The organism is Streptomyces sp. NPDC005408 (assembly GCF_040606445.1).
Classification (GTDB): domain Bacteria; phylum Actinomycetota; class Actinomycetes; order Streptomycetales; family Streptomycetaceae; genus Streptomyces.
This window is the reverse complement of sequence record NZ_JBEXEX010000044.1, coordinates 1-21,073: the sequence shown is the minus strand read 5'-3', so window position 1 is coordinate 21,073 and position 21,073 is coordinate 1. Positions and strand designations below refer to the sequence as shown.

The following is a 21,073-nucleotide window of genomic DNA, read 5'->3' as shown; positions in this document are numbered from 1 at the left end:
AGGCCCCAATGGCCACCGGCTGGCCCATCGTAGCCAGGACCGAAGCGCTCCACGGAGGCACACCCGCCTCCCGTGGTCGCGTACGACGTATGGACGCACCGTGACGTGAGTGGAAAGCTCGAAAGACGACCGCGGGCATCGCCGGAGCTGCCCCCGGACGCTGTCCGGGATCCTCCCTCATGGCTCCCCGCGCCCGCGGCCCCACTCTCCTCACCGGGCAATCGATCGGGAGGCAAGATCATGGGCGACAAGGCGAATGCACACCCCGGAGCCGCCGGCAGGGCAGCTACGGCCGACCAGCCCTCATCCGTACGGAACGTGGTGCTGGTCGGCCACAGCGGATCGGGAAAGACAACTTTGATCGAGGCCCTCGCGCTGACCGCCGGAGCGGTCAACCGGGCGGGCCGGGTCGAGGACGGCGGGACGGTCTCGGACTACGACGAGATCGAGCACCGTCAGCAACGTTCCGTCCAGCTGTCCCTGGTCCCCCTCGAATGGGGCGGGTACAAAATCAATCTGCTGGACACCCCCGGATATGCCGACTTCGTCGGGGAACTCAGGGCCGGTCTGCGAGCCGCGGACGCGGCCCTTTTCGTTGTGTCGGCGGCGCAGGAGGCCGACGCGATCGCGGGCGCGACCCGGATGGTGTGGGAGGAGTGCGCGGCGGTCGGAATGCCGCGCGCGATCGTCGTCACGCACCTGGAGACCGCGCGGACCGACTTCGAGGAGCTGACCCGGGTCTGCGGGAACATCTTCGGCGGCGACGACCCCGACGCCGTACTGCCGCTGTATCTGCCGCAGTACGGAGCACAGAACCCCGACGGCCACGCCCCGGTCACCGGCCTCGTCGGACTGCTCTCCCAGAAGATCTTCGACTACTCCTCCGGCGAGCGTAAGGAGACTCCGCCCGATCCCGAGCAGACGGCGCTGATCGAGGAGGCCCGCAACCGGCTGATCGAAGGGATCATCGCCGAGAGCGAGGACGAGACCCTCATGGACCACTATCTCGGCGGCGGGGAGATCGACCTCAAGACGCTGATCGGGGACCTGGAGAAGGCCGTCGCACGCGGCATCTTCCACCCGGTGCTGGCCGCGGCTCCCGCGCCGGAGGGCGCCAAGCAGGGGCTCGGCACGGTCGAGCTGCTCGAACTGATCACCGGCGGCTTCCCGACCCCGCTGGAGACCACGGCCCCCGCCGTCACCACTCCGCAGGGCGCGCAGCGCCCGCAGATCAGCTGCGACCCGGACGGTCCGCTGGTGGCCGAGGTGGTCAAGACCGCGTCCGACCCGTATGTCGGCCGGATCTCTCTCGTACGGGTCTTCTCCGGCACGCTCCGCCCCGACGAGACGGTGCATGTCTCCGGGCACGGTCTGTCCGACCGCGGCCATGAGGACCATGACGTCGACGAGCGCGTCGGCGCGCTCTCCATGCCCTTCGGCAAGCAGCAGCGCCCGCTCGGACATGTCATCGCCGGAGATCTGGGCTGTGTGGCCAAGCTGGCCAGGGCCGAGACCGGGGACACGCTCTCGGCGAAGGACGACCCGCTGCTGATGGAGCCCTGGACGATGCCCGATCCGCTGCTGCCCCTGGCGATCCAGGCACACAGCAAGGCGGACGAGGACAAACTCTCCCAGGGGCTTTCGCGGCTGGTCGCCGAGGATCCGACGATGCGTCTCGAACAGAACCAGGCGACACACCAGGTGGTGCTGTGGTGCCTCGGTGAGGCGCACGCGGATGTCGCCCTGGAGCGGCTGCGCAACCGGTACGGCGTCCAGGTCGACGTCGTACCCCACAAGGTGTCGCTGCGGGAGACCTTCGGCGAACGGTCGGCGGGGCGCGGACGGCATGTGAAGCAGTCCGGCGGGCACGGGCAGTACGCGATCTGCGAGATCGAGGTCGATCCGCTGCCGGCGGGCTCCGGGATCGAGTTCGTCGACAAGGTCGTGGGCGGCGCGGTGCCGCGGCAGTTCATCCCGTCCGTGGAGAAGGGCGTACGCGCGCAGGCGGCGCGCGGCGTCGCGGCCGGGTATCCGCTCGTCGACGTACGGATCACGCTGCTGGACGGCAAGGCGCACTCGGTGGACTCCTCCGACGCGGCCTTCCAGACGGCGGGCGCGCTCGCGCTGCGCGAGGCGGCGGGCGATGCGCACATCCATCTGCTCGAGCCGGTGGCGGAGGTGCGAGTACTGGTCTCGGACGAGTATGTGGGTCCGGTCATGAGCGATCTGTCGGGGCGGCGCGGCCGGGTGGTCGGCACCGAGCAGGCGGGCGGCTCGCGCACGCTCGTACGGGCCGAGGTGCCGGAAATCGAGATCGGGCGGTACGCGGTGGATCTGCGGTCGATCTCGCACGGGACCGGGCAGTTCAGCCGCTCGTACGCCCGCCATGAGGCGATGCCGCCGCAGCATGCCGACAAGATCCGCCAACAGACCGAGAGCGGCTCGTAGTTGAGAGTGCCGCCCGCCGACCGCTCTGCGGCGGGCGGCACTTCAATCCTGTGACGTGGGCCGTGCGCCCCCGATACGCTGTGGTGCCCCAGCTCAGAAGGTGTGCGGGGCACGGTAGTTGGGAACAGGCCGCAGTGCGGATGCTTGCGGCGATGGGGGCGGTAGTGGCGAACAACAGTTTCGATTTCACTCCCGGGGCACAGGTCCCGCTCCTGGGCTCGGCCGGACAGACGGCGGCGACGCATGCGCTCGCCTCCGCCGCGTACCGCGACGGCCCGGTCACCGACCTTCTCAAGGCCAACAGCGAGTGGCACAAGTCCGAGGTGAAACCGGGCAAGTTCTCGCTGTTCGAGCCGAATCTGGGTGAGGCGTTCTCGCGTGCTGTTCAGCTGCGGATGCTCGGTGGCGCGCGCAAGGCGCTGATCCAGTCCTTCGGCACCGAGCCGCAGGCGGTGGTCGAGCACTGTCTGGCCGCCACCCGGATCCGCAAGGAGCGGGACGCCCGGCTCACCGGTGTGATGGCGGTCTTCGGGCTGCTCTTCCTGCCCGGACTGCTGCTCTGGCTGGCCGTCTTCCAGCTCCGCCGGACGATAGCGGGGGCGTCCAACAAACGCGCCGGGGCGCTCGGCACGCTGTTGCTGGTCGCCATCGGCGGCCTGGCCGTGATCCTCCTGGTCCGGCTGCCGTTCGGCGGGCTTCTGGGGTACTACATCCGCGGCATGATCGTGGCCCCGGTCGTCGGCTGGCTGCTGGCCAAGCGGATCTGCGAGTCCTCGGCGAAGGACCTGCGCGCCCGCTGGGACAACCTGCTCTCGGGCGGCGGTATCGGCGCCAAGGTCCCCGAGGCCGTCCCGGGGCACCCCAACGAGACCGCGCGCGAGCAGCTGCGCCAGGGCCTCGAGAAGCTCACCGCCGAGCAGCAGTCCAACGCGGTCTTCTACGCGGGCCCCAAGGGGATACTCGGGATGGGAACCCGGTGGGGCAGCTGGCAGATGGCCGAGGAGCTGGTCTCCAAGGAGCCGGGCAAGGACATCAACCAGTTCCGCAGCTGGGACGTCATACGGGCAGTCCACGACAAGCTGAAGATGCTGGAGCGCGGCCCGCTGAACTCCGGCGGCTTCCCCACCCCCTCGGTCAAACACTGGATCGTGGCGCCGGTCGGTGAGAACGCCGGAGAGGTGTCCCGGCCGGAGGGCCAGGACGTGGAGACCTTCCAGGTCAAGGGCCACGAGATACAGCGGATCTGCAACCACCAGCAGTTCGGCGGCGGGAACCGTCACTATCTGGGCGTGCAGTTCACGCTCTGGGACGGCCAGTTGGTGATCACCATGATGATCACCGTCACCGTGCTCCACGAGACGCTGCGCGTCGAGGTGACCGGGCACGCGCTGGGCCCGGTGCACTCGCTGTTCACCACCAAGCCCAAGCCCAAGACCGTCACGGTCGCCAAGACGGTCCGTTTCTGGGAGACCGTCGACCGGGTGCTGCCGCTGGTGGAGACGCCGGAGGTGGTACGGCTCGCGGTGCGCGCGCCGTTCACCTGGTACCCGCCGCTGCTGGACTTCCTCGGCGGCAAGCTGGTTCTGCCCGAGCCCTTCGGGCTGCGGCACGCCTGGGCCGAGAAGCCCTGGCGGCACCGTTTCATGGCGGACGACGCGATGCGCGCTGCCACACCCGTGCTGCGCGTGACGCACGCGGCCGCCATGAGGGTGCTGGAGGAGAACGGCGTGGACACCGAGCGCTTCGGCAACCGATCCATGATCGTGAGCGGCTTCGTCCAGGACCCGGCGCCGCGGAAGGCAGACGTCTACGACGCATAGGCGTGACGCCTGGCCCGCTGTTACGAGGCGGGCCAGGCCTCGGCCAGCATCTTGCGGGTGTCGGCGAGCAGCTGGGGCAGCACCTTCGTGTGGGCGACGACCGGCATGAAGTTGGTGTCCCCGCCCCACCTCGGCACGACGTGCTGGTGCAGATGCGCGGCGATCCCGGCCCCGGCGACCGTGCCCTGGTTCATTCCGATGTTGAAGCCGTGTGCGCCCGACGCCTTGCGCAGCGCGGTCATCGCCTGCTTGGTGAACAGCGCGAGCTCGGCGGTCTCCGCGTCGTCCAGTTCGGTGTAGTCGGCGACATGGCGGTAGGGCACGACCATCAGATGCCCGCCGTTGTACGGGTAGAGGTTGAGCACCGCGTAGACGTGCGAGCCGCGGGCGATGACGAGCCCGTCCTCGTCCGACTTGGAGGGGATGGAGCAGAAGGGACAGCCGTCGTCGGCCCCCGGCCCGGTCGGCTTGTTCTCGCCCTGGATGTACGCCATGCGGTGGGGTGTCCACAGGCGCTGGAACGCATCCTGCGTCCCGACTCCGATCTGCTGCTCCGGCTCAAGCGTCATGTTGTGCAGCATATGACTTCGCCCTGCCGCGCAGACCAGAGACCCCCGCAGCACTGAACGCGCTGCGGGGGTCTCGTACGGCATGTGTGCCCGGTGCCGCGTGGGCGTCGGGTCTCAGGTGCCGGGTGTCAGAGCTGGACGCGCTCCTCGACGACCTTCGCGATCTTCGCGATGGCCTCGTCGACGGGGATGCCGTTCTCCTGCGAGCCGTCGCGGTAGCGGAAGGAGACCGCGCCGGCGGCCATGTCCTCGTCGCCCGCGATGACCATGAAGGGCACCTTCTGCTTCTGGGCGTTACGGATCTTCTTCTGCATCCGGTCCGAGGAGCTGTCGACCTCGACGCGCAGGCCCTGCCGCTTCGCCTTCTTGGCGAACTCCTCCAGGTACGGCACGTGGGCGTCGCCGATCGGGATGCCGAGCGCCTGTACCGGCGCGAGCCAGGCCGGGAACGCACCCGCGTAGTGCTCGAGGAGCACCGCGAAGAAGCGCTCGATCGAGCCGAACAGCGCGCGGTGGATCATGACCGGGCGGTGCTTGGTGCCGTCGGGACCGGTGTACTCCAGGTCGAAGCGCTCCGGCAGGTTGAAGTCGAGCTGGACGGTGGACATCTGCCAGGTACGGCCGATGGCGTCCTTGGTCTGCACGGAGATCTTCGGCCCGTAGAACGCGGCGCCGCCCGGGTCGGGGACCAGCGGGAGGCCCTGCTTCTCGGCGACCTTGCGCAGCGTCTCGGTCGCCTCCTCCCAGACCTCGTCGGAGCCGACGAACTTCTCCGGGTCCTTGGTGGACAGCTCCAGGTAGAAGTCGGTGAGGCCGTAGTCGCGCAGCAGGTTCAGCACGAAGGTCAGCGTCGAGTCGAGCTCGTCCGCCATCTGCTCCTTGGTGCAGTAGATGTGCGCGTCGTCCTGGGTGAAGCCGCGGGCGCGGGTCAGGCCGTGCACGACGCCCGACTTCTCGTACCGGTACACGGTGCCGAACTCGAAGAGACGCAGCGGCAGTTCACGGTAGGAGCGGCCGCGCGCATCGAAGATCAGGTTGTGCATCGGGCAGTTCATGGGCTTGAGGTAGTAGTCCGTGCCCTCGTCGAGCTGCATGGGCGGGTACATGCCGTCGGCGTACCAGTCCAGGTGGCCCGAGGTCTCGAAGAGCTTCCCCTTGGTGGCGTGGGGGGTGTAGACGAACTCGTACCCCTCCTCCTCGTGCCGCTTGCGGGAGTAGTCCTCCATGACCCGGCGGACGACGCCGCCCTTGGGGTGGAAGACGGCGAGGCCGGAACCGATCTGGTCCGGGATGGAGAACAGGTCCAGCTCGCTGCCCAGCTTGCGGTGATCGCGCTTCTCGGCCTCGGCGAGGAACTCCAGGTGGGCCTTGAGCTCTTCCTTGGAGGGCCAGGCGGTGCCGTAGATGCGCTGCAGCATCGGGTTCTTCTCGCTGCCGCGCCAGTACGCGGCGGCGTTGCGCATCAGCTTGAACGCCGGGATGTTGCGGGTGGTGGGCAGGTGCGGACCGCGGCAGAGGTCCTTCCAGCACAGCTCGCCGGTCTTGGCGTCGAGGTTGTCGTAGATCGTCAGCTCACCCGCGCCGACCTCGACGTCCGCACCGTCGTCGTGCGAGGCGGATCCCTTGAGCCCGATGAGCTCCAGCTTGTACGGCTCGTCGGCGAGCTCTGCGCGAGCGGCCTCGTCGGTGACGACGCGCCGCGAGAAACGCTGGCCGCGCTTCTGGATCTCCTGCATCTTCTTCTCGATGGCCTTGAGGTCATCGGGGTGGAAGGGCTTCTCGACCTCGAAGTCGTAGTAGAACCCGTCCTTGACCGGCGGGCCGATGCCGAGCTTGGCCTCGGGGAAGAGCTCCTGAACGGCCTGCGCCATGACGTGCGCGGTGGAGTGGCGCAGGATGTTGAGACCGTCCTCGGAGGAGATCTCGACGGGCTCGACCTCCTCGCCGTCCCTGACCTCGTACGCGAGGTCCTTGAGCTCACCGGCGACGCGGGCGGCGACGACGGTGCGCTCGCCGGGGAAGAGCTCGGCTGCCGTGGTGCCCGTGGTCACCACGCGCTCTTCCCGCTCGGAATCGCGTTGGATGATCACACGGACGTCTGACACCGGTCTCTCCTGACTGAAGGGGTACGCCGCATTGGTACTGGGCGCGCTTCGAATCGTACCGAGCCGATGGGGTGCCGAGCGAAACGGTTGATTCGCCCGCCCCGGTGGGGCCCATTGGAGCCCGTCGGCGTTTGAGGCGCGGGTCCGGGGCGGAGCCCCGGCCTCACTCCCCCTGGCACGCCTCCTCGAAGAAGTCCAGATTCTCCTGGAGCGACTTCATCAGCCGGTCCCGCTCCGCCTCGTCCACCTGCACCGGAACCACATTCGACGCGTCCGTCAGCCGCCTGAACCCCCCGCGGCTCTCCAGCCTCCCCACCACCCGGATCGGCAGGCCCACCAGGTGCGCATGGCCCGCCGTGCGGTACGAGTCCTCGTCCAGGGCCACCCGGACGTGCGGTACCTCCGCTCCCGCCAGTACCCGCATCCGTACCGTCCCCGCCCCCCGCGGCCCCGTGCGGCGCATCCGGACCACCGTGCCCGTGATCCGGACCGGCACGGACGGCTCGTCCTGGAGATAGCGGGCGCTCGCCTCGCGCAGCGCGGGCAGGTCGCCGGGCGAGAACTCGACCGGTTCGTTCCGCGGCGCGCACCCTTGCGGCACTCCCGCCGCCGGCGACCACTCCAGCGCTATCCGCGCCCCCTCCGAACCCCTCACCAGCGCGATGACCGCTTCGGTCAGCTCGCGGCTCACCCCCGCCTCGACGGCCGCGTCGAACGCTTCCATCCCGCCCGTCGCCCGCTGGTAGTCCGCGGCCTCCCGGGCAGCCTGCAAGGCGTGGTAGAGCCGGACCACGACCGCCCGCCCGCTCTGCACCGGAACGAACGCGGTGAGGCTGCGCCCGCCGGGAGCGGGCCCCACCAGGACCCCTTCCAGCGAGGCCTGCGCCTGCCGCCGGTGCCGCGCGCCGTAGTACCCCGCGCGGCCGCGCGCCGCCAGCGCCCCGGCCATCATCATCTGCCGGGCTGCTCCCCGCAGTTGCTCCTGTACGGTCCACGACACCGCGCCCGACGGCCCCTGCGGCACATCGCGCCACCACCGGATCTCGTCGCTCGGCACGGTCAGTCCGACGAGCACTTCACGTGCCGAGGGCGCGGCGCTGCGCGAGAGCGCGGTCAGCGCCTCGCTCAGCAGGTCCTCGCAGTCCGGGAACGACCTGCTCTCGGGCACCAGCAGACTCGTACCGCCCGCGGCAGGCCCGGGCGGCGTCCAGCGCGCATAGCGCCCCGCCGCTCCCCCGCGCCGCCGCCAGCCGTGCCGGTCCAGGAGCGCGCCGAGGACGACCGGGTCGACCTGGGCGGGGTCCGGCGCGCCGCCCCCGTACCAGGGGCCCGGCAGTTCGCCCGTCGGATGGGGCCGTACTGACTCGTCGAAAGGCCGCTGCATCAGGGTCTCCCTCCCACCCCGACCCTGGTCATGATCTCGCAGAGCGCCCGGTCGTCGAAGATCCGTGAGGTCGGGATCCGCACAGTGGTCCTGCGCCTGCCCGTCACCGGGTGGCCTGCCAGGTTGGTCCAGTAACAGCAGTGCCGCAGATCGAGCCGGTCGTGACTGGCGCGAAGCCACTCGCCCTGGGTCCGGGGGACGAGCATCACGACGAGGATCTTGTGCACGGACACCGGGGTGCGGGCCAGCTTCACCAGATGGTCGTTGTCGAGGGTGAAGGAGAACGCCGGTCCCGGTGGGTGCGGTGGGATCTGGTACGTGCACTTGAGCTGCACCTTGATGGTCACCTCGTCGTCGACGGTGTGACCGGCCGAGCTGTGGCTGACATGCCAGTCGATGCCGTTGTCCGGAAACGGCTGCGACAGCGAACAGCCGGCCGCCGCGGCAACGGCGTGCAGATAGCCCACCTGGAGTGTCTCCATGCAGGCGGTGGTGGCGAGTGCTCCGCGCAGCGGTGCTGTCCGCTGGGGCAGCAGCCCGCCCGACTCAGGCTGCGCGAGCGCCATGGCTCTTCGTGCCTTCCGGGCTGTGCCGATCGATGTCCCCTGGACGGGACGTCAACTCGCGTACCCGTCATCTGTGTTGTCACCGCCCTGAGTACGGCGCAAACAGCCCGGGTATCACCGATTCGGGCAGGGGGATCACGCCATCTGCCAGGCAAGTGCGAGGAGTTCGGGGATGACGCGCTGGTATGACGGCCCCCTGGCCGCATTTGACACTGAAACCACCGGAGTCGACGTCGAGGAGGACCGCATCGTTTCGGCTGCGATCGTCGTCCAGGACATGACGGGCGGCCGCCCGCGCGTCACACGCTGGCTGATCAATCCGGGGGTGCCCGTGCCGCCGGGCGCCACCGAGGTGCACGGGCTGACGGACGACCATCTCCAGCGCAACGGCCGCTGGCCGGGGCCAGTCATGGAGGAGATAGCCAGGGTGCTGGCCGAGCAGTGCGGCGCGGCCCGCCCGCTCGTCGTGATGAACGCACCCTTCGATCTGACCATCCTCGACCGCGAGTTGCGGCGTCACCGCGCTGCGTCGCTCGCCCAGTATCTGGAGAACGTGCCGCTGTGCGTGCTGGACCCGAGGGTCCTGGACAAGCATCTGGACCGCTACCGCAAGGGCCGCCGCACCCTCACCGATCTGTGCAACCAGTACGAGGTGGTGCTGGACGGCGCCCATGACGCTGCCGCCGACGCGATGGCCGCGCTCGAGGTCACCCGGGCGGTGGGGCAGCGTTTCGCCTCGCGCCTGGAGCGTCTTTCGCCGTCGGAGCTGCACACGCTGCAGGCGGTGTGGCACGCGGCGCAGGCACGGGGGCTGCAGGCGTGGTTCGCCCGCAGCGGTACGCCGGAGGAGGTGGACCCGCACTGGCCGCTGCGTACGGATCTTCCCGCCGCGGCCTGAGTCCGGGTGGCGCCCCGATGGGAGCGCCACCCGGCTCGGATCGACTCAGCCGGTGAATCCCGCGGTGATGGAGGTGAATTGCCAGGTGCTCTGGCTGATGCCGGAGCAGTTGCTCACCACGCCGCCGCCGGGGCAGGGGCGGTCACGGTTGACCGACCAGTACGCGAGGCGGGCGATGTGGTGGGAGTTGGCCCAGTCCTTGATCTGGGTCCAGATCGCCGGGCTGGTCAGCTCCTGCTGGTCGCTGAGGCCGTTCATGCCCGAGATGCCGATATGGGCATAGGCGGTGGCGTCCGACCAGCCGAAGGTGCTCGTCAGCTTGGCCTTCAGGCCCTCGGTGGCGTTGACGGTGTTGCCGTACATGTCGGCGCCGCCGCCGAAGTCGAACGGCATGATGGTGAAGACGTCGATGTCCGCCTGGAGCGCGTTCGCGCGCTCGATGAGCCGGCTGCCCCACCAGGTCGGACCGGTGGTGCTGGTGCCGAAGGTGAGGATCGTCTTCAGGCCGGGGTTGTTCTGCTTGACGATCTTCAGGGCGCCGAGGATCCGGTCCTGGACGACCTCGTTCTCGAACTCGTCGCTGTTCTCGATGTCGACGTCGATCGCCTTCAGCCCATAGGCACTGATCACCTTCTGGTAGGCGCCGGCCAGCGCCTCGGGCGTTGAGCAGTTCGGGCCGAGCTTGTTGCCGCTCCAGCCGCCGATGGACGGGACGATGTCACCGCCCGCGCCGCGGATCGCGTTGATCGTGGACTGGTCGGTGCCGCCGGTGAGCGCGCGATTGCCGTCCCAGGCGGGGTTGCAGCCGCCGGAGGAGAGGATGAAGGCCATCGTGAACCACTTGATGCCGGTTGCGCTCATCACCGATGTGGCACTGGGCGGGTCGCCCCAGCCCAGGTAGAGGTACGGGGCCGCCTGCTTGAAGCCGGTGCCACCGCCGCCGCCCGCATCGGTCGTGACGCTGACGGCGGACGAGGCCGGTGAGAGATTGCCCGCAGCGTCACGGGCACGGACCGTGAAGCTGTACGAGGTGCTCGCCGCCAGGCCGCTGACGGTTGCGCTGGTGCCGGTCGCCGTGGTCGCTCTCGTCGAGCCCTGGTAGACGTCGTAGCCGGTGACACCGACGTTGTCGGTCGACGCGTTCCAGGCCAGCGAGACGCTTGAGGACGTCTTGCCGGTGGAGTGCAGATTCGTGGGTGTGGTGGGCGCCTGGGTGTCGCCGCCGCCTCCGCCGCCCGGACCGTCGAGGCTGATGTCGTCGGCGTAGTAAGTGCCCTGCGCGTACCAGCCGTTGACGTAGATCTCCGCGGTGGTCTGCGACGCGCCGGTGGTGAACGAGACGGACAGCTGGGTGTACGCGGTCGCGGACGGAGTCCAGGTGGACGTCCCGCCGGTCACACCGAGGTACACATAGCTGCCGCGCACCCAGCCCGAGAGTGTGTACGCGGTGTTGGGCTGCACGGCGACGGTCTGGGTGCACTTGGCGTTGTCGCTCGCGCTCACGGCTCCGGCGAGCGCTTTCGTACCACTGTGTACGGGGCTGCTCACGACCGAGCCGAGTCCGCCGGTGCAGGACCAGCCGGACAGGGAGCCGGTTTCGAAGCCTGGATTGCTGAGCAGGTTGGCGGCCTGGGCCGTGCCGGGCACGGCGAGCGATGCTGCTGCGGCGAGGAGAGCCGCACCGAGTCCGGCCAGTAGGCGATTTCGGATACGCACGTGACCTCCCAGTGAGGGGTGGGTGCGGGTCGGCGGACCGGACGCGGCGCCACGATTGGTCTGGACCTGCGAGGCGGATTAGAGCGGAGCGCCGCACTCCCGTCAAGAGAGAACGCGGGGGCAACCACCGCCACCCGCCGGGGAGTTGGCCCCCTCGAGTAAAGGAGAGGCAAAATCGCCGGAGATTGGTCTATGCCTTTCCGAGGGCCGGAGCGCGGCGGATCCCTTCAGGCCAGGTCATTGGTACAGCGCTCCAGCCAACCGACGCCGTTGACGCGGTCGCGACACTTAAGTTTCTTGAGAAGCAGAGACACGGGACGTCCCTCCCCACCCCACACCTAGGAGAGCCGTGTCCACTGCCATCGGATCCAGCCTGCCGCCGCCCCGCCGCCGGCTCCTCGCCGTACTCACCGCGATCGTGCTCGCGCTCGCCGGGCTCACCGGTCTCGCCGCCACCCCGGCCCAGGCCGCAGGGCCGCTCACGGCCTCGTTCACCAGTGCCGACAACGGCTCCTGGTGGAAGGGCACTTACGTCGTCAAGAACAGCTCCGGCGCCCCGGTCACCGGGTGGACCCTCGAATTCGACCTGCCGCCCGGGGTGACGATCAGCCAGCACTACAACGGCACGGCGGCGGTCAGCGGATCGCACGTCACGGTGACGCCCGCGTACTACAACACCACCGTCCCGGCGAACGGCAGCACCGAGCCGTACAGCTACTGGTTCGTCGCATCCGGACCGATCACCCAACCGGCAGGCTGCCTGGTCAACGGCGACAAGTGCGACGGCAGCCCCGCCAGACCGCCGTCCGCACCCGACGGCCTGAGCGTCACCGACACCACGGCCCGCACGGTGAGCCTCAAGTGGAACGCCGCCGCTCCCGGCGACTTCCCCGTCGCCTCCTACGAGGTGCTGCGCGGCACCACCGTGGTCGCCGCCACCGCCACCACGTCGGCCACCGTCCGGGACCTGACCCCGGCCACCGCCTACAGCTTCACCGTCCGCGCCAAGGACACCCGGGGCAACCTCGGGCCGGTCGGCGCCGCCGTCACCGCGACCACCGTCGACCCGGCGAGCGACACCGTCCCGCCGACCGCTCCCGCCAACCTACGCAGCACAGCGGTGACTTCCAGCACCGTCGCGCTGGCGTGGAACGCGGCCACCGACAACAACCGGGTCGCCGCCTACGACGTCTACCGGGGCACGACCCTGGTCGCGGGCGTCCCGGCGGCCTCGCTCAGCACGACGATCACGGGCCTGGCCCCGGCCACCCGGTACGACTTCACCGTCAGGGCCCGGGACGCCGCCGACAACGCGTCCCCGGCGAGCAACACCCTCACCGTCACCACCGCGGACCCGGTCGGCGACGGCGGCCACGCGGCCGTCGGCTACTTCGTTCAATGGGGCATCTACGGCCGCCAGTACTTCGTCAAGAACCTCGACACGTCCGGAGCTGCCGCGAAGCTCGATGTCGTCAACTACGCCTTCGGCAACGTCGATCCGGTCAATCTCACCTGCCTGAACGGCGTCACCAAGGGCGTCTCGGGCAACCCGCAGGACCCCAACGAGGGCGACGGCGCCGGTGACGCCGAGGCCGACTACGGCCGGGCCTTCGCCGCGTCGCAGTCCGTGGACGGTGTGGCCGACGACGGCTGGGGCAAGCTGCGCGGCAACTTCAACCAGCTCAAGAAGCTCAAGGCCAAGCACCCGCACCTCAAGGTCGTCATCTCGCTCGGCGGCTGGACCTACTCCAAGTACTTCTCCGACGTCGCCGCGACCGACACCTCCCGGAAGAAGTTCGTGAAGTCCTGCATCGACCTGTACATCAAGGGCGACCTGCCCGCCTACAACGGCGCGGGCGGAACCGGCGTCGCCGCCGGAATCTTCGACGGCATCGATCTGGACTGGGAGTGGCCCGGCTCCCCCGACGGCCATCCCGGCAACCACTGGAGCACCGCGGACAAGGCCAACAACACCGCTCTGATCGCGGAGTTCCGCAAGCAGCTCGACGCACTCGGCGGCGAGCACAAGCTGCTCACCGCCTTCACCCCGGCCGACCCGAAGAAGATCGACGCGGGCTGGGACGTCTCGAAGATCTTCGGCGACCTGGACATCGCCAATGTCCAGGGCTACGACTTCCACGGCGCGGGCAGCGACAACTCCTGGGAGCCGAACCGCACCGGCCACCAGGCCAACCTCTACCCCGACGCCCAGTCGCCGTACGCCAATGACTTCAGCATCGACGGCGCGGTGAAGGCGTACACCAACGCCGGAGTGAACCCGCGGAAGCTGACGATCGGCTTCCCCTTCTACGGTCGCGGCTGGAAGGAAGTCGCCGCGGGCGGTGTCGACGGGGAATGGCAGACCGCCAACGGCGCGGCTCCCGGCCAGTTCGCCGAGGAGGCCGGCACGCGCGGCTACCAGAATCTCGTCACAGGCGTCCCGAACCTCACGGTCCACCACGACACCCAGTCGGTGGCCACCTACGGATACCAGGGCGCGGGCGGCCAGTGGTGGTCCTTCGACGACACCTGGTCCATCGGCCAGAAGGCCGCGTACATCAAGTCCAAGGGCCTGCTGGGCGCGATGATCTGGGAGATGTCCGGTGACACCCCGGGCGGCACCCTGCTCGGTGCCCTGCACGACGGGCTCCAGTGACCGGAAAACACAGTGAGGCCGGTCCGTCGACTGACGGACCGGCCTCTCCCGGTGGGCGATACTGGGTTCGAACCAGTGACCTCTTCGGTGTGAACGAAGCGCTCTCCCACTGAGCTAATCGCCCGGGAACGCACTGAACCATACAGGCCCCCGCGGGTTTCCTTCAAACTCCGTCCAGGTACGCAGCCAGCCCACGCCGGCCCCCGCGCATCATCACCGCGTGGTTGGCCCGGAAGACCGGGCGGCACGGCAGCGCCAGCCGCCTCATCAGCGGCTTGCACACCTCCACCTCCTGCTCGTACAGCGCCCGTGTGCCGGTGCCGCGGGCCGACAGCGTCCACCGCGCCCAGCCCTCCAGGTCTCCCTCCATGCCCACTTCGAGCACGCCTGCCGCCGGGTCGTACCGCTGGGCGCGGGCGGTGACGAGCAGTTCGTACGGGAGGAAGGAGCGGAAGCGCGCGGTCCCGGTCAGCTCGTCGAGCGGGGTCACCTCGCGCACCTGCGGCCACCAGCGGGGGTACTCCTCGGCCCGCTCGAGCACCGAGTACACGGCGGCGGGCCGGGCGGGCAGGTCCCAGATGCTGCGGAAGCGGTAGCGACACCAGTCCATGCTCCAAGTCTGCGCCCCAGAAGGTGTACAGCGGGGGTACTCACACGCGAACTGAGTATCCGCGCCCATGCTGCGAGGTGTGGCGGCGGCCACACTTCCGGACTATGGAGAACGTTCCGCCACCCGCCGAGGAACTGGCGATCCTCGACCGCGAGCTGGTCCAACTGGACACTCGCAGGGCCCAGTTGCTGGCCCGCAGAGCCTGGCTGCTCACCGTCGTACAGCAGCACGTCGCGCCGCCGCCTCCGGTGGCGCGGCCCTTCGCCGCGCCTGAGGCCTCCGGCGCGGCCCCCAGCGTGCCGGAGGCCGCGCCGCGCAGTGTGCAGAATCTGCTGCTCACCCTCGGCGGCATTCTGCTGACGATCGCCGCGATCGCGTTCACCCTGGTCAGCTGGGGTCACTTGGGTATCGCCGGGCGCTCCGCGGTGCTCGGCGCGGCGACGGTCGCGGCGCTCGCATCGCCGGTCGCGCTGCTGCGCCGGCGGCTCGCCTCGACCGCGGAAGCCCTGGCCGGTCTCGGGCTCGTGCTGATGGTGCTGGACGCCTACGCCCTGCACCGGGTGGCGCTGGCGGACACGGACGGCCTGGCCTACGCGGCCTTCGCATCGGCCGCGCTCGCCGCGCTCTGGTCGGCGTACGGGCTGTCGCTGGACCGGCTGCGGATTCCGCTGCCGGTGGCCCTGCTGACCGCACAACTCCCGCTGCCGCTCTGGGCGCTGACCGCGGGCGCGGGCGCGCCGCCGATGGAGTGGGCCCTGCTGGCGACCTGCGCACTCGATGTCGCGGTCGCACTATGGGCGAAGCCGGGGCTGCGGGCCGTCGCCGCGACCGGTGCCGCCGTGACGGGCGGCTGGGCGCTGCTCATCGGCGGCACGCAGTCGGTGACCGCGGACACGCCGCTCGACGCGCTCGCCCCGGCCGTGCTGCTTCTCGCGGCGGCGGGCGTGGCGCTCTTCGCCGCCTGGCGCTCGCCGTCGGCCGCTGCTCCGTGCTCCGCGGTGGCCGGTCTCGCGACCATCGCCGCGGTCGGAGGCGTGGCCCGCGCGGGCGTCCCCGAGGGATGGTCGGTGCTGGGCTATCTGCTGTGCGCGGTCGCGCTGTTGGCTCTCATACGGACGGGTACGCCGCAGCGACTGCGTCCGGGCCTGACCGTAGCGGCGGGAGCGGTCCACATCCTCGCGGCGCTCCTGATGCTCCCGCTGGTGGCCCTCACCCTGACGGGCCCGCTGTCGACCACGGACACCATCTGGTCGCCCACCCCGCCGGGCGCCCGCGGCGCCCTGGGCGTCCCCCTCCCGGAGGCGGGCCTGACGGCGTCCCCGCTGGTCCTGCTGATCGTGGCGGCGACGCTGGCGACGGCATCGCGCTGGTGGCCGTTGCCGACGTCGGAGCAGGGTGCCGCACCGGCGACTCGCTCGTCCGGCACACCGGGCGCCCCGCACTCCGGAAGCACGCACGGCGACGACTCGGACGTGACCACCCAGCACGACCGCGCCGACGCCCCACAGCCCGCAGCGGCGGGCCACCCCGAGCAGGCGGGCCCGCACCCCGCCGGTACGCCGTGGCCCACCTGGGGCACCACGTCGGCGCACCGGCTCGACCGGCGTGCCGCAACCGCCGCCGCGGGCCTTGGCCTCGCGTGGGCGGGGCTGTTCATCGTGCCGCCCGCGCTGGACCTCGGATACGCCGCCACCGTGACGCTGCACCTGCTCCTCACCGCCGCCGCCCTGGCCCTCGCCGTGCGACGCCCCGAGCAGACCGCCCCCGCCCCCGTCGCTCTCGCCTGCGCTCTCGCGGGCGCCGGGAGCGTCGCCGTGCTGTCGCTGGCCACGCGCCCGGCGACGTTCACGGTGCTCGGCACCCTGACCGCCGCGCTCGCCGTGGCCGCGTTCGCATCCCGTGGCCCGCGCGCGGTGCAGGCCGTCCTCGCCTGCACCGCCACCGGGTTCGCAACCGCCCTCCTGGGTGCCGTCACCGCGAACGCCGAACTCCCGCCCCACCGGGCCGCGTTGGTGATCCTCGCCGTCCCTGCCGCCGTGGCACTGCTCGCCGCCCGGCTGGGCCGGCACCCCGTCGCTCTCCCCATCGAACTCACCGGCGCGGCCGCGGGCCTTCTCGCGGTCGGCCTCGCCTCGGGGGACAGGCCGACCCTCGCCCTGGTGCTCGCGCTCGGCGGCGTGATCGCGGCGGGCACCGCGGTACGGGCCGAGCGCCGCCTCGCGGCCGGACATCTCGCGGCGGTGCTGTTCGTACTGGCCACCTGGGTACGGCTGTCCGCGTCAGGTGTCGCCACCCCCGAGGCGTACACCCTGCCCGTGACCGTCCCCGCGCTCGCCGTCGGTCTGCTGCGCCGGCGCCGCGACCCGGAGGCCTCGTCCTGGACGGCGTACGGCCCCGGTCTCGGAGCGACGCTGCTGCCGAGCCTCGTCGCGGCCTGGGGCGACGACCACTGGCTGCGCCCGCTGCTGCTCGGCCTCGCGGCCCTGGCCATCACGCTCACCGGCGCCCGGCTGCGCCTCCAGGCGCTGCTCGTGCTCGGCGGCACGGTCCTCGCACTCGACGCGCTGCACGAGCTCGCACCGTACGTCGTCCAGGTCGTCGGCGCACTCCCCCGCTGGCTGCCGCCCGCGCTCGCCGGACTGCTGCTCCTCGCCGTCGGCGCGACCTACGAGCAGCGACTGCGCGACGCCCGCAAGCTGCGGGACACCCTCGGCCGGATGCGCTGAGCGCGACGCGGGACGGGGGACGCCGGACGTGAAAAAGCCGTAGGCCCGGAGACTTCAAGTCTCCGGGCCTACGGTCCGGGTGGGCGATACTGGGTTCGAACCAGTGACCTCTTCGGTGTGAACGAAGCGCTCTCCCACTGAGCTAATCGCCCGGGCAACACCGCAAACATTACCCCATGTCAGCGGGTCCCCCTGACCATTTTCCGGGTCACTCGTGGATCTTCCACGGCATCACGATGCCGAACTTCCAGACGTAGATTCCGACCAGTACAGCGATGATCACGAGGCCGACCGTGGTGAGGATGATGTTCCTCCGTCGGACCGCCGGATCGAGCGCGCGCTGCGCCGCCTCGGTCACCTTGCGCTTGGTCCAGCGCAGCACGAGCTGCGCCCAGACGAACTCGGTCGCCCAGATCGCCATGCCGCCGAAGATCACCAGCCAGCCGGGTCCCGGCAGCGGCAGCATCACGATGCCGGCGCCGACCACCGCGAGGCCGACGATGAAAACGCCGACCTGCCAGCTCACGTGCAGCGTCCTGGACCGCTTGATGAAGTGGGGCGCCCTCGAGCCGAGTGCCGGCTCCTTCGCCGCCGTCACGTCCCCCGTCGCGGGTGCCTCGGTCGTCTTGGCGACGACCTCGCCCCACTCGTCACTCTCCGCATTCATAAAGCCAAACCTACCGGATTCGGCCCGGTCACCGGAATGGCTCTATAACACAAAGTGACGCACCGCTATACGAGCGACATGAAGGATCACAAAACGGTCAGAGGGGTTTACAACGGCACCGTAGGTGGCATGTCGATTTCGCCGACGTGCGAATCCCCGAGCGCACACTGAGCGAAAGGCCCTGGCGCTTATGAACACCACGGTCAGCTGCGAGCTGCACCTGCGCCTCGTTGTATCGAGCGAGTCTTCACTGCCTGTACCCGCGGGCCTGCGGTATGACACGGCCGATCCCTATGCCGTGCACGCCACCTTCCACACCGGAGCCGAAGAGACGGTCGAGTGGGTCTTCGCCCGCGATCTTCTCGCCGAGGGTCTGCACCGGCCCACCGGCACGGGCGACGTCAGAGTCTGGCCGTCCCGCAGTCATGGCCAGGGCGTCGTCTGCATCGCGTTGAGCTCCCCGGAGGGCGAAGCCCTGCTCGAGGCCCCGGCGCGGGCCCTGGAGTCGTTCCTGAAGCGGACCGACGCCGCTGTGCCACCCGGCACCGAGCATCGTCACTTCGATCTCGACACGGAGCTCTCGCACATCCTGGCCGAAAGCTGAGCCAGGCGGAGAGCTGCACGGCACCGTCCGACTCGGGGCGACGGTGCCGCGCGGACAACCACATACGGCAGACACTGGCGCCGTCACCGCGGATTCCACCGCGGTGACGGCGCCGGTGCGCTCTCGGCGCGAACCGCTAGAGTCAGCGCAATTCGGCGGGCACCGGCCCGCAGCAGCCAGGGAGCGAATCGTGCTGATCCCCCACGACACCCGCATCGCCCTCGACACCGTCGTCGATCTGGTGAACACCGCCCCGGACAGCGGGCAGGGCGACGCACTCGCGGACGTAGCCGAGCTGTACGACTTCGTACGAAGCCACGACGTCAGCGGCGTCAGCGAGCTGAGCCAGCGGGACCTGAAGGCCGTCCAGAGCGTACGGACGCAGTTCGCGGAGATCTTCGCGGCGCCCGACAGCCGCCTCGCGGCCGAGCTGGTCAATGAACTGGTGGCGGCCGCGGGGACCACTCCGCAGCTCACCGACCACGACGGGTACGACTGGCACGTGCACTACTTCGCGCCGGGCGCATCGGTCGCCGACCATCTCGCGGCGGACTGCGGGATGGCGCTGGCCTTCATCGTCGTCGCGGGCGAGCAGGAGCGCCTGCGGCGCTGCGAGGCGCCGGACTGCGGGCGCGCGTTCGTCGATCTCTCGCGCAACCGCTCGCGCCGCTACTGCGACAGCCGCACCTGCGGCAACCGCCTGCATGTCGCCGCGTACCGCGCGCGCCGCAAGGAAGCGGCGGGCTGAGGCTCACAGCAGGAACAGATCGTGTACCGCGGCCATGAGCAGCAGACAGCCGATCACCGCGAGGAAGATCATCAGGGGTGGCTGGGAGAGCGCGAAGAGGCAGCCACGCGGCTCTTCGGTCGGTGCGGGGGCCTGGCCCCGTGAGGTATCGAGCATCTCGGGGTGATGATGGCGCAGCTCGCCCCGCCGTGATTGATCAACACGCCCCGCGACTGCGGGAGTTCATCACATCCTGTGTTTCCGGCCATGGGCCGGCGAACGTCAGATGCCGTGCTTCTTGAGGATCGCCTCGATGTCGCTGAAGTCCTCGCCGGAACCGGCGGCCTTCGGCTTCGCCTTGGGCTGCGTCGCGGGACGGCTGCCCGGCCCGAGAGAGGGCGCGGACGCAGCCGGGGCGACGACCCCCTGCTCCGCCGCCCTGGCAGCGGCCTTGCGTTCCTTGCGGGTCCCGCCGCCACGCCGCTCCACGGCCCGGGTGGTCATGAAGAGCAGCCAGGCGCCGCCGAGCAGGCCGAATCCGAGCCAGGCGGACGGGCTGAAGGCCGTGTCCACGGCCCATTCGACCGCGCCGGTCAGCACCAGGCCGATGGGGACCAGGGAGTAGGCGGCGATACGGGTCGCGGCAAGGAAACGCTTGCGGTACGCCGTGACGGCGGCGATGCCCAGGCCCGCCGCAGACACCGCGGAACAAATGGTCTCGGCAAGCATCCGGTCCTCCAGGCGCAGTCGGGCATGAGGGGGTACGTCCCCTCCATCGTGCACCGTCCGGCCGCCCAGGGGCCACGTTCCCGTACGACCTCAGGGAGATCTCCGGGACAGCCTCCTCCCCAGGTCCCGGTCGGTGCGCCGGGCAGCGGGCTGGGAGACTGGACCCATGAGCGACTCCACCACCGCCCGCCCCGTCGTGCTCGACGTCTGGTGCGAGCTCCAGTGCCCCGACTGCCGCAGCGCCCTGCAGGATCTGCGGGCCCTGCGCGAGCGCTACGGCGACCGGCTCGAGCTGCGGCTGCGGCACTTCCCCCTCGACAAGCACAAACACGCCTTCACGGCGGCCCAGGCCGCGGAGGAGGCTGCCGATCAGGGCAAGGGCTGGCCGTACATCGAGGCGGTGCTCGGACGCGTCGGGGAGCTGGCCTCGAAGGGCGAGCCGTTCCTGCTGGAGGTCGCGCGTGAACTGGGCCTGGACGCCGAGGAGTTCGACACCGCCCTGATCGACGGGCGGCACATCCTGATCGTCGACGCCGACCAGGCCGAGGGCAAGGCGATCGGCGTGACGGGCACTCCGACGTACGTCATCGACGGCGAGCGGCTCGACGGCGGCAAGAGCCAGGAGGGTCTGCGGGAGCGCATCGAGGAGATCGCGGACCGGCTGCTCGCCTAGGGCCTGTCCGGTTGATCAGGCTGGATCAGTGAGCGGCTCTGGCGATGGGGGCACCTCCCGTGCCCGAAGGGCGCAGGCGTGAGGATGGGGGTCCCCCCGCCGAAGGCAGGGGGAGAGCCGACGCGGAGCGTCGGCGACTGACGACAACGCAGCGTGGGGGCACCTCCCGTGCCCG

At 70.3% G+C, this 21,073-nt stretch carries 17 protein-coding genes and 2 tRNA genes; 8 read left to right on the top strand and 11 right to left on the bottom strand.

Features of this window, described 5'->3' with window-relative positions:
- Positions 1-240 precede the first annotated feature (240 nt).
- Together ABZS64_RS30050 and ABZS64_RS30045 are read left to right on the top strand one after the other, a co-directional pair.
- A complete protein-coding gene (locus tag ABZS64_RS30050; protein ID WP_355836465.1) occupies positions 241-2,448 on the top strand; it encodes an elongation factor G-like protein EF-G2 in 2,208 nt (735 codons plus the stop codon).
- 164 nt (positions 2,449-2,612) lie between these two features.
- Positions 2,613-4,268: a hypothetical protein gene (locus ABZS64_RS30045; RefSeq protein WP_355836462.1), complete on the top strand. Its 1,656-nt coding sequence runs from the start codon at positions 2,613-2,615 to the stop codon at positions 4,266-4,268.
- A gap of 20 nt (positions 4,269-4,288) precedes the next feature.
- Here the strand turns inward: ABZS64_RS30045 and ABZS64_RS30040 are convergent, their stop codons facing one another.
- The 4 genes from ABZS64_RS30040 to ABZS64_RS30025 all read right to left on the bottom strand — a co-directional run bounded on the left by ABZS64_RS30040 (position 4,289) and on the right by ABZS64_RS30025 (position 8,892).
- Positions 4,289-4,849: an HIT domain-containing protein gene (locus ABZS64_RS30040; RefSeq protein ID WP_355836459.1), complete on the bottom strand. Its 561-nt coding sequence runs from the start codon at positions 4,847-4,849 to the stop codon at positions 4,289-4,291.
- A gap of 116 nt (positions 4,850-4,965) precedes the next feature.
- Positions 4,966-6,942 carry a threonine--tRNA ligase gene (thrS, locus tag ABZS64_RS30035; RefSeq protein ID WP_355836457.1) on the bottom strand — a complete coding sequence of 659 codons (1,977 nt, stop codon included), beginning with the start codon at positions 6,940-6,942 and terminating at the stop codon, positions 4,966-4,968.
- Positions 6,943-7,105: 163 nt separating this feature from the next.
- Positions 7,106-8,326: a hypothetical protein gene (locus ABZS64_RS30030; RefSeq protein WP_355836454.1), complete on the bottom strand. Its 1,221-nt coding sequence runs from the start codon at positions 8,324-8,326 to the stop codon at positions 7,106-7,108.
- On the bottom strand, positions 8,326-8,892 hold the full coding sequence (locus ABZS64_RS30025; RefSeq protein WP_355836451.1) for a DUF4365 domain-containing protein: 567 nt from the start codon (positions 8,890-8,892) through the stop codon (positions 8,326-8,328). The genes ABZS64_RS30030 and ABZS64_RS30025 overlap by 1 nt, the downstream gene beginning before the upstream one ends.
- A 172-nt stretch (positions 8,893-9,064) precedes the next feature.
- Here ABZS64_RS30025 and ABZS64_RS30020 point away from each other — a divergent pair, with 172 nt between their 5' ends.
- On the top strand, positions 9,065-9,790 hold the full coding sequence (locus ABZS64_RS30020; protein ID WP_355836448.1) for a 3'-5' exonuclease: 726 nt from the start codon (positions 9,065-9,067) through the stop codon (positions 9,788-9,790).
- 45 nt (positions 9,791-9,835) lie between these two features.
- On the opposite strand, the gene ABZS64_RS30015 is transcribed toward ABZS64_RS30020, so the two are convergent.
- Positions 9,836-11,506, bottom strand: coding sequence for a carbohydrate binding domain-containing protein (locus ABZS64_RS30015; protein WP_355836445.1), 1,671 nt, complete (start codon positions 11,504-11,506; stop codon positions 9,836-9,838).
- 349 nt (positions 11,507-11,855) lie between these two features.
- On the opposite strand from ABZS64_RS30015, the gene ABZS64_RS30010 reads away from it, so the two are divergent.
- The gene (locus ABZS64_RS30010) at positions 11,856-14,162 is read left to right on the top strand and encodes a glycosyl hydrolase family 18 protein (protein WP_355836442.1); all 2,307 of its coding nucleotides are present in this window, start codon (positions 11,856-11,858) and stop codon (positions 14,160-14,162) included.
- Between the two features lie 52 nt (positions 14,163-14,214).
- Here ABZS64_RS30010 and ABZS64_RS30005 read toward each other — a convergent pair.
- Both ABZS64_RS30005 and ABZS64_RS30000 read right to left on the bottom strand, forming a co-directional pair.
- Positions 14,215-14,286, bottom strand: a tRNA-Val gene (locus tag ABZS64_RS30005).
- A 39-nt stretch (positions 14,287-14,325) separates the two neighbouring features.
- Positions 14,326-14,772 (bottom strand): SRPBCC family protein, encoded by a 447-nt coding sequence (locus tag ABZS64_RS30000; RefSeq protein WP_355836439.1) that lies wholly within the window; start codon positions 14,770-14,772, stop codon positions 14,326-14,328.
- 104 nt (positions 14,773-14,876) lie between these two features.
- On the opposite strand from ABZS64_RS30000, the gene ABZS64_RS29995 reads away from it, so the two are divergent.
- Positions 14,877-17,498: a hypothetical protein gene (locus ABZS64_RS29995; RefSeq protein ID WP_355836436.1), complete on the top strand. Its 2,622-nt coding sequence runs from the start codon at positions 14,877-14,879 to the stop codon at positions 17,496-17,498.
- A gap of 80 nt (positions 17,499-17,578) precedes the next feature.
- Here the strand turns inward: ABZS64_RS29995 and ABZS64_RS29990 are convergent.
- Together ABZS64_RS29990 and ABZS64_RS29985 are read right to left on the bottom strand one after the other, a co-directional pair.
- Positions 17,579-17,650, bottom strand: a tRNA-Val gene (locus ABZS64_RS29990).
- Between the two features lie 56 nt (positions 17,651-17,706).
- Positions 17,707-18,165, bottom strand: coding sequence for a TIGR02611 family protein (locus tag ABZS64_RS29985; RefSeq protein WP_355836434.1), 459 nt, complete (start codon positions 18,163-18,165; stop codon positions 17,707-17,709).
- A 190-nt stretch (positions 18,166-18,355) separates the two neighbouring features.
- Here ABZS64_RS29985 and ABZS64_RS29980 point away from each other — a divergent pair, with 190 nt between their 5' ends.
- Entirely contained in the window at positions 18,356-18,769 is a 414-nt protein-coding gene (locus tag ABZS64_RS29980) for an SsgA family sporulation/cell division regulator (RefSeq protein WP_003959770.1), read from the top strand.
- 190 nt (positions 18,770-18,959) lie between these two features.
- Positions 18,960-19,517 carry a CGNR zinc finger domain-containing protein gene (locus ABZS64_RS29975; RefSeq protein ID WP_355836431.1) on the top strand — a complete coding sequence of 186 codons (558 nt, stop codon included), beginning with the start codon at positions 18,960-18,962 and terminating at the stop codon, positions 19,515-19,517.
- A 3-nt stretch (positions 19,518-19,520) separates the two neighbouring features.
- Here the strand turns inward: ABZS64_RS29975 and ABZS64_RS29970 are convergent, their stop codons facing one another.
- Together ABZS64_RS29970 and ABZS64_RS29965 are read right to left on the bottom strand one after the other, a co-directional pair.
- Complete coding sequence (locus tag ABZS64_RS29970) at positions 19,521-19,673, bottom strand: hypothetical protein (RefSeq protein ID WP_355836428.1); 153 nt, start codon at positions 19,671-19,673, stop codon at positions 19,521-19,523.
- A 105-nt stretch (positions 19,674-19,778) separates the two neighbouring features.
- Positions 19,779-20,225: a hypothetical protein gene (locus tag ABZS64_RS29965; RefSeq protein WP_355836425.1), complete on the bottom strand. Its 447-nt coding sequence runs from the start codon at positions 20,223-20,225 to the stop codon at positions 19,779-19,781.
- Between the two features lie 166 nt (positions 20,226-20,391).
- On the opposite strand from ABZS64_RS29965, the gene ABZS64_RS29960 reads away from it, so the two are divergent.
- Positions 20,392-20,898 (top strand): DsbA family protein, encoded by a 507-nt coding sequence (locus ABZS64_RS29960; RefSeq protein WP_355836422.1) that lies wholly within the window; start codon positions 20,392-20,394, stop codon positions 20,896-20,898.
- Positions 20,899-21,073 lie beyond the last annotated feature (175 nt).

Excerpts from the sequence above, each read along its gene's own strand:
- ABZS64_RS30050 (WP_355836465.1), top strand. The coding sequence starts at position 241 with ATGGGCGACAAGGCGAATGCACACCCCGGAGCCGCCGGCAGGGCAGCT.
- ABZS64_RS30040 (WP_355836459.1), bottom strand. The coding sequence starts at position 4,849 with ATGCTGCACAACATGACGCTTGAGCCGGAGCAGCAGATCGGAGTCGGG.
- ABZS64_RS30030 (WP_355836454.1), bottom strand. The coding sequence starts at position 8,326 with ATGCAGCGGCCTTTCGACGAGTCAGTACGGCCCCATCCGACGGGCGAA.
- ABZS64_RS30025 (WP_355836451.1), bottom strand. The coding sequence starts at position 8,892 with ATGGCGCTCGCGCAGCCTGAGTCGGGCGGGCTGCTGCCCCAGCGGACA.
- ABZS64_RS30020 (WP_355836448.1), top strand. The coding sequence starts at position 9,065 with ATGACGCGCTGGTATGACGGCCCCCTGGCCGCATTTGACACTGAAACC.
- ABZS64_RS30000 (WP_355836439.1), bottom strand. The coding sequence starts at position 14,772 with ATGGACTGGTGTCGCTACCGCTTCCGCAGCATCTGGGACCTGCCCGCC.
- ABZS64_RS29995 (WP_355836436.1), top strand. The coding sequence starts at position 14,877 with ATGGAGAACGTTCCGCCACCCGCCGAGGAACTGGCGATCCTCGACCGC.
- ABZS64_RS29985 (WP_355836434.1), bottom strand. The coding sequence starts at position 18,165 with ATGAATGCGGAGAGTGACGAGTGGGGCGAGGTCGTCGCCAAGACGACC.
- ABZS64_RS29980 (WP_003959770.1), top strand. The coding sequence starts at position 18,356 with ATGAACACCACGGTCAGCTGCGAGCTGCACCTGCGCCTCGTTGTATCG.
- ABZS64_RS29970 (WP_355836428.1), bottom strand. The coding sequence starts at position 19,673 with ATGCTCGATACCTCACGGGGCCAGGCCCCCGCACCGACCGAAGAGCCG.
- ABZS64_RS29965 (WP_355836425.1), bottom strand. The coding sequence starts at position 20,225 with ATGCTTGCCGAGACCATTTGTTCCGCGGTGTCTGCGGCGGGCCTGGGC.
- ABZS64_RS29960 (WP_355836422.1), top strand. The coding sequence starts at position 20,392 with ATGAGCGACTCCACCACCGCCCGCCCCGTCGTGCTCGACGTCTGGTGC.